The following is a 6969-nucleotide window of genomic DNA, read 5'->3' as shown; positions in this document are numbered from 1 at the left end:
GCTGCCGGTGAGTTGTCCGGCGACGCAGGTCACGCCCTCGGCCGTGAATCCGTCGGCCGGGCCGGTCCAGGGGACGGGTCCGAAGCGGGCGTGGCCCGGTTCGCAACCCTGGCCGGCGACGGTGGCAGCGCGCCGGTGAGGGGTCAGGAAGGCTTCGTCGCGGTGACGGCCGTGACCGTCACCTTGTTGTCGCACTCGGCCAGCACTCCGCCGTCCTCGAGGGCGAGTTGGTGCGCTCCGCTGGAGGGGAGACCCACCACGAGGGTCGGGTAGCTGACCGGGGTGGACCCGGACACGCAGTAGCCGTCGGCCTCGCCCTGGACCTGGACGAACGTCAGCTTGACCCAGGCCTTCGCGGCGGGGGCGAGCACCACCTTGGCCGAGGGGCCCGTCCGGCTCACGGTCAGCGGCTTGTTCTTCTCGGGGGAGCCGTTGGCCGCGCCCGCCACGGTCGGATACCCCTGGAGTGCACACGTCGCTCCGGACATGTTGGTGAACTCGACGACGGCGGCGCCGGTTCCGGTGCCCGGGGGCCGTACGTCGGCCTGGTACATGAACGCCTTCAGGGACTCCGCCGCGCACGTCTTGGTCTTCGTCGCCGGTGTCGCGGTGGCGGGGACCGAGGCGGAGGCCTTGGGAGAGGAGTCGCCCGCGGGCTTGGCCGGGGCTCCCGTCCCGCCGGACGGCTTGGCGGGCGTCGGGGAGGCCGAGGCCGTCGGCTTCTTCGCGGTGACCGACGGCGAGGTGGTGCCGGAGCCCGCGGTGTCCGGGCCGGGCTGGCAGGCGGTCATGAGGAGTGTGGCCGCGGACATGGCCGCCATGGCCAGAGCGGCTCCGCGGATCCGCGACCCGTAGTGCGTCCCGTACTGCATGTAGTCCCCCGATGAAGATGTTCAGGTGCCGGACGTTCACCGGCACTCGTCGTTGTAGATCGACGGACGGCTGCCGTGGTTCACGCGCGCACAGGCCTGTGACACGACGGTGACGCGGCGGCTACCGGTCCCCGGGGCCGCCGGACCGGACGACAGCCCCGGCCTTCCGGCCGGAGGCGCCGGAGCGGCCCCCGGGCCTGTCCGACAATTCCCGTCCGCCCGGCGACGCGCATGTGCCGGACAGGCCCTAGCCGTCCCCCAGGGTCAGCGACAGGCGTTGCGCGGTGGTCGAGGTGGAGGTGAACTCGCGGCAGTCGACCACCGCTCGCGTGGCTCCGGTCACGGCCCTGACGAGGTCCAGCCGGACCGTCGGGCCCGCGCCGGTGACGAGGCGCGCCTCCATCCAGGTCGTGGTCGCGCTGACGTCCGTGCGCCGGGTGCGCTCCCCGGTCAGCAGGCGTGTCGTGCCGTCGACGGATGTGGTGCGCAGGACGGGGAAATCGGCCAGGCCGGCCGCCAGGGTTCCGTCGTCGCGCAGGGTCCAGCGGGCCCCGCGCAGATGGTCGGCCACCTCCTGGGCCTGGGAGCGCGTGCCCGAGACGGGATCGGCGGAGATGACAGCGAGCGTGCGGAAGGTGCGGGGTCCCCCCGAATGATCCGGACCGCCGCTGGACGGCGACGGCTTTCCGGCCGTGAAGGCCGGGAGGCCCGGGGGCCGGCTCGGATCGCGCGGCGCGGCACGACCGGGACACGCCGTGGCCGTCGCCCCGACACCGGGTCCGGCCCTGGTTCCGGGTCCGCCATCGGTCCCGGCCCCCGCTCCGGCATCGGTTCCGCCGCCGCCCGGTGCCCGCGTGGCGGCCGGGGTGGTCCGCCCCGTCGGGTCATCGGCGAAGACTCCGCCGGCCGGGCGGGAGGCGAGGGGCAGCAGCCCGACGAGCAGCAGCACCGCCGGAAGCAGGACGGCCACCGCGTAGACGGCCGCGGACCGGGCCACACCAGACCGAGCTACCGCGTCCCCGGATGTCCCAGCCCCGGATGTCCCGGGCCCGGCGGTCGCCGACCCGGCCGCCGCGGACCGATCCGTCGTCGGCGGATCCCTCCGTGCGGGTCGCTCTCCTGTCACCAACGGCCAGACCAGCGCGATGGCGAGCGTCGCCCACCAGGCGGGCTGCCCGGCCAGCGACTCGTGGGCCAGCGCGAGGACCTGTCGGCCGGCCCGGTCGGCGGACGCGCCCAGCAGCAGGTACGCGGGAAACGCCCCCAGCATCGTCAGCGGCAACTGGGCGAACAGGGCCAGGGGCCACAGCAGCGTCGACAGGAGCCGGACCCGGGTGGTCCCGGCTCGCGACACCCACCGGACGCGCATGCCGACGGGCGGATGACAGAGCCGTGCGAGACCTCCGTGATCGCCCTTCTCCAGGCTGCGCAGAGCGCGTACGACGGTGTCGGCGCCCGCGGTCCGAGCGGCGAAGCGGTCCGCGCCGAGCTCCGCCGACCAGAGCGCGGCCACCACGAGGAGCAGCACCTTCGGCACGCTCTCCAGGACCAGGACGACCTCGGCGAGCGTCAGCGACGCGGTCGCGTCGCCCGTGACGAACAGCAGCGTGACCGGGAGAACCACGAGGCCCGCGAGGACGTACGGCCAGACGCGGACCAGGGCGGTGAAGGGGCTGCCGAGCCCGGTGGCGTGCTGCTCGCCCTTCCGCAGATGGCCGAGTTCGTGCAGGAGGACGGCTCGGGCCGCGTCGATGTCCGTGTGCCACAGATGGACGAGCGGGGCGAAGACGCCGACGTGTGCCGCGCGCCGGCCGCCGGGGTAGACGCGGGCGGAGATGCCGTCCTGAGTGCTCAGACGCAGCCGGGTGCCGGGTGCGTGCGCGTGGACGAACGCCGTCATCGCGGCGGCGAAGTGCGGCTGGGCGCTCCCGTCCCGGCTCCCGGGTGCCGGCGCCGGAGGCGCCATCAGCGGGTCGTCGGGGGCCAGGAGTCCGTAGCGGCGCTCGACGCGACGGCAGCGTGCCCGCGGGGCGAGGAGGGCGAGGACCGCGGCGAGCAGGAAGAACTGGGGAAGGAGCTGGACCAGGCTGAGCACCGCCGTGACGAAGCGGCCGCGTCCGGCCTCGCCGACGTGGCCGAGTCCCGTGCTCACGTCGAGGGTGTGTCCGATCAGCGCGGGAAGCTGGGCGAGGAAGAGCGCCAGGGTCAGCCACAGCCAGGGCGGCGGCCCCCAGGACCGGGCGGGCCGGAGCGGTTGCGGCCGGCTCATGACGTCGTACGGCTTCGGTCCGCGCGCCGGGACGGTCGGCGGCGCTCCCCTGCTGTCGGCGCCGTACTCATTCCTGGTCCGTGGTGCCGGGGCCGGCCGAAGGGCCGTGCGGGGTCGTACCGGGGCGGTCCGCGCGGTGGAGCAGGCGCGACGCCGCCGAACGCAGTCGGCGCAGCTTCGGGCGCCGGGTGTCGGGGCCGCGCGGCGGCGGGGGCGGCTCCTCACCGACCAGCGCGTCGAGGAAGGCCGCGGCCTCCACCGGGTCGTCCTCGGTGACCAGCCGGGCGATGAGCCGTGCCGCCAGTTCGTCGGCTTCGTCCGGGGCCAGCCCGCGGGCCCGGAGCCGCGCGCTCATGCGCAGGGCGGCTCGTACGACGTCGGCCGTGGGGGCGCCCGAACCGGCGTCCGCGCCGCCCGAGGGAACCGCCGTTCCCGGCACGGTTCCTGACGCCACTCCTGGCCTGGCTCCGGCCAAGTCCTCGCCGTCGGCCGCACCGTCCGGCTCGCCCCCGTCGCCGTGCACCGGTCTTGGCGGTAACGGTAACGGCGGCAGTGGGGCCGACGGCCGCGATGGTGTGCCCTGCCCGGTCGGCGGGCGTTCATCCGGTGAGACCGTACCGTCCTCCCCCGGTCGCCGGGTCGCGGCCTCGGCGCGCCGCTCGGCCCGTAACCCGACCAGCAGTCCCGTCGCGGACAGCAGGTTGTTCAACTCGGGGCTGCCCAGGGCGGATTTCAGGGACTCGGCGGCGTACGCGAGCCCGTCCAGCACGGCGGGAAGCACGGCGACCCCTCCGCCGCCCATGCCTCCGGACGCCTGACGTGGCGAGGAGAAGAGGTTGCGGCGGGGAGCGCCGCCCGCGGCGTACGCGCGAGCGGTCTGCGCCGCGAACCCGCTCTCCTCGGGAGCGGCCCGCTCGGCGATCCGTATGCTCCAGGTGTCCAGCCGGTCCGGCGTCGTCATGCGGCCTCCCCCGGTGCGGTCGCCCCGTTCGGTGCGGTCGCCCCGCCTTCCCGTCGTCCCGTCGGGTTCGTCCGCGAGACGGGGGCCGATAAGGCCGTCACGAGGCCGTGCCGTCGAAGGTGAACTTGAACGCGACCGCGCCGTCGGTGGTGCTTCCCTCGGCGGTGAGCGACGCCCCGGAGCTGTCGAGGCGGCCCGTGAACGTCGTGCCGGCGGCCAGCGCGTGCGGGAAGCCGCCGGGCATCTGACCGAGGTCGGAGCGACAGGCGACGAGCAGGCCGGGCCAGTTGAGCAGGTTCAGGACGACGGCTTCCCTGGCGTGCGGATCCGTGAGCCGCGCGTCCAGCTCGCCGTCGGACCAGCCGATGTTCCAGTAGGTCAGCAGGAGATTCGGATCCCGGTAGTTGCCCGCCAGGTCCTGGCTCGAGACCGTGCTGACCGACGACGACCGGAAGGACACCGCGCCGGCCTGCGAGGCGTAGCCCGCGGCGAACAGCATCGAGAACGGGTTGCTCTCGGTCTGGTCGCCGCCGGACTCCGGCCGCCCCAGGTTGAGGGTGCTGTTCATGGAGTACGTCTGACTGCCCGCCAGGTGCCGGGACCCGTCGGTGGAGCAGTAGTCGTAGACGTCGACGGAGATGCTCGCGGTGCCGCTGTACGCCTTGCCCCACAGGGCCGACGCCCCCGAGCCGCCGGCCGGCACCGTTTCCTGGGAGACGGCCGTCGTGGCCTCCTCCGGGGTCGGTGTCTCCGTCGGCGTCGCCACGTCGGTGACCGAGGGCGTCGCCTCGGGTGGGGACGCGGCCGCGGACGACGGCGCCGCCGACGCGAGCGTTCCGGCGGAGGCCGTCGAGGCGTCGGCCGTCGGCGAGCCGCCGTGCCCGCACCCGGCGAGGGACGCGCTGAGCAGCCCCGCGCAGACCATCGCCGTCAGCCGTCCCCGGACGATTCCGGGCACACTTCTCACACGCGTCATGGCGGCCATGACACTCCCCTCCCCATACCGGGCCACCCCCCACGAGCACCCAGGCAAGGCGGGACATTACGCCGCACGGGCCTTCACATACCCTCCACAAAGTGCTTCGTTACCGTTTCGTGCCTGGCCACGGCTTTGTACGGCGGCGGACCGCGCGGGCCCGCCGACGAAGCCGCTGGTGCACCATGGGCGACGAAACGGGCCGGCCCGAAACGGTCCGTTCCTGCGAGCCGGGGTGTGGTGATGGGTGGAGATCGGGGCCGGGTCCTCGTCGTCGACGACGACGCGGCGATACGACGGTCGCTCGAACGCGGTCTGCGGCTGGGCGGTTTCACCGTGGATCTCGCCGACGACGGCCGGACCGCGCTGGAGGCGGCCCGGCGGACGCCGCCGGACGCGATCGTGCTGGACATCTCCATGCCCGGCCTCAGCGGGATCGACGTGTGCCGGACGCTGCGCGAGGAGGACAACGACGTACCCGTCCTGATGCTCTCCGCGCTCGACGAGACCGGTGACCGGATCGCGGGGCTCCAGGCCGGCGGGGACGACTATCTGGTGAAGCCGTTCGCCCTGCAGGAGTTGGTGCTCAGGCTCCAGGCCCTGCTGCGGCGCCGGCCGCCGAAGGACACCGACACCGTACGGGTGGGCGGGCTGTCGCTGGATCCCACGGCGCGCACGGTCAGTCTGGACGGGCGGCGACTGGAGCTGACCCGGCGGGAGTTCGAGCTGCTCCACGTCCTGGCGCGCAACGCGGGCATCGTGCTCAGCCGGGATCAGCTCCTCGACCGGGTCTGGGGGTACGACTTCGACGTACGTACCGACGCGGTGGACACGTTCGTGAGCTATCTGCGGCGCAAGCTGGAGACACCGGGCCGGGACCGGATCATCCACACCGTGCGGGGCGTGGGGTTCGTGCTGCGCGACGACGGGCCGGAGGCGTGCCGATGAGGCTGTCCACCCGCATCGCCCTCGCCGTCGGCGCGACCGTGCCGGTCCTGGTGCTGGCCACCGGCTGGCTGCTGCTGCGGCTGGTCGCGGCGGATCTGCACGACCAGCAGGACGCCCATCTGCGGACGAGCGCGGCGGCCGTGGCGAAGGACGCCCGCGGGCTGCTGCGCGCCAGTGCTGCGGACCGGTCGGCGGCGGTCGAACGGGCCCGCGAGAGGCGGCTGTTCACCTCCGCTCTGGATGTCGGCGTCCGGCTGGTCGGCCCGTCGGAGACGTACACGGGCGGCCCGCAGCCGGACCAGGGGGTGACGCTTCCCGCGAGCGCGCCGGTGCCGGTCACGCTGCGGGCCGGCGGGGACTCCTGGCGAGTCCTGTCCAAGCGGGTGTCCGGTACCCGTCCCGGGGTGCGCGGCACACTCTGGCTCTTCGCACCCGACACCTCCGCGGACACCCAACTGCGCCTGGTGCGCAGGCGCGTGGTGACGGTGGCACTGCTCGCCGCGCCGCTGTCCGGGCTGCTGGCCGGTGCGGTGGCGAGCCGCGCGAGCCGTCCGCTGCGGCGGTTGCGGGACAGCGCCGGCGGTCTGGATCCGCGGACCAGCACCGCCCGGCTCGACCACGCGCCGGCGCGGATCGCCGAGGTCGACGATCTGGCGCACACCCTCCAGACGGTCCTGAGCCGTTACGACGAACAGGCCGCGAGGACCGAGGAGGCGCTCGCCACCGCCCGCTCGTTCGCCTCGGCCGCCGCGCACGAACTGCGCACGCCGCTGATGAGCATGCAGACCAACCTGGAGATCCTCACCGAGCATCCGGCGCTGCCCGCTCCCGACCGTGCCGAGGTCCTGGACGACCTGCGCCGCGAACACGCCCGGCTGCTCGGGCTTCAGCTCCGCGAACCGGGACACCGCCATCTCGATCGCCGGCACCACGTCGCTCTTGC

Annotated in this window: 6 protein-coding genes; 2 read left to right on the top strand and 4 right to left on the bottom strand. The window is 74.2% G+C overall.

Annotation, left to right across the window (positions count from 1 at the left end; all coding sequences use genetic code 11):
* Window positions 1-143: 143 nt before the first annotated feature.
* The 4 genes from ACWEBX_RS35940 to ACWEBX_RS35925 form a co-directional block, all read right to left on the bottom strand.
* Window positions 144-872 (bottom strand): DUF4232 domain-containing protein, encoded by a 729-nt coding sequence (locus tag ACWEBX_RS35940; RefSeq protein WP_451888951.1) that lies wholly within the window; start codon window positions 870-872, stop codon window positions 144-146.
* A gap of 247 nt (window positions 873-1119) precedes the next feature.
* Window positions 1120-3141, bottom strand: coding sequence for a hypothetical protein (locus ACWEBX_RS35935; RefSeq protein ID WP_451888950.1), 2022 nt, complete (start codon window positions 3139-3141; stop codon window positions 1120-1122).
* Between the two features lie 67 nt (window positions 3142-3208).
* Window positions 3209-4102: a hypothetical protein gene (locus ACWEBX_RS35930; RefSeq protein ID WP_451888949.1), complete on the bottom strand. Its 894-nt coding sequence runs from the start codon at window positions 4100-4102 to the stop codon at window positions 3209-3211.
* A gap of 97 nt (window positions 4103-4199) precedes the next feature.
* Window positions 4200-5078, bottom strand: coding sequence for a hypothetical protein (locus ACWEBX_RS35925; RefSeq protein WP_451888948.1), 879 nt, complete (start codon window positions 5076-5078; stop codon window positions 4200-4202).
* Window positions 5079-5321: 243 nt separating this feature from the next.
* Here ACWEBX_RS35925 and ACWEBX_RS35920 point away from each other — a divergent pair, with 243 nt between their 5' ends.
* Complete coding sequence (locus ACWEBX_RS35920; RefSeq protein ID WP_451888947.1) at window positions 5322-6026, top strand: response regulator transcription factor; 705 nt, start codon at window positions 5322-5324, stop codon at window positions 6024-6026.
* The coding region (locus tag ACWEBX_RS35915) for a histidine kinase dimerization/phospho-acceptor domain-containing protein (RefSeq protein ID WP_451888946.1) at window positions 6023-6969 on the top strand (947 nt) is incomplete at its 3' end. The genes ACWEBX_RS35920 and ACWEBX_RS35915, both read left to right, overlap by 4 nt.

This window comes from Streptomyces sp. NPDC005070, from assembly GCF_053600395.1.
This window is presented reverse-complemented; position numbering and strand designations above follow the sequence as displayed.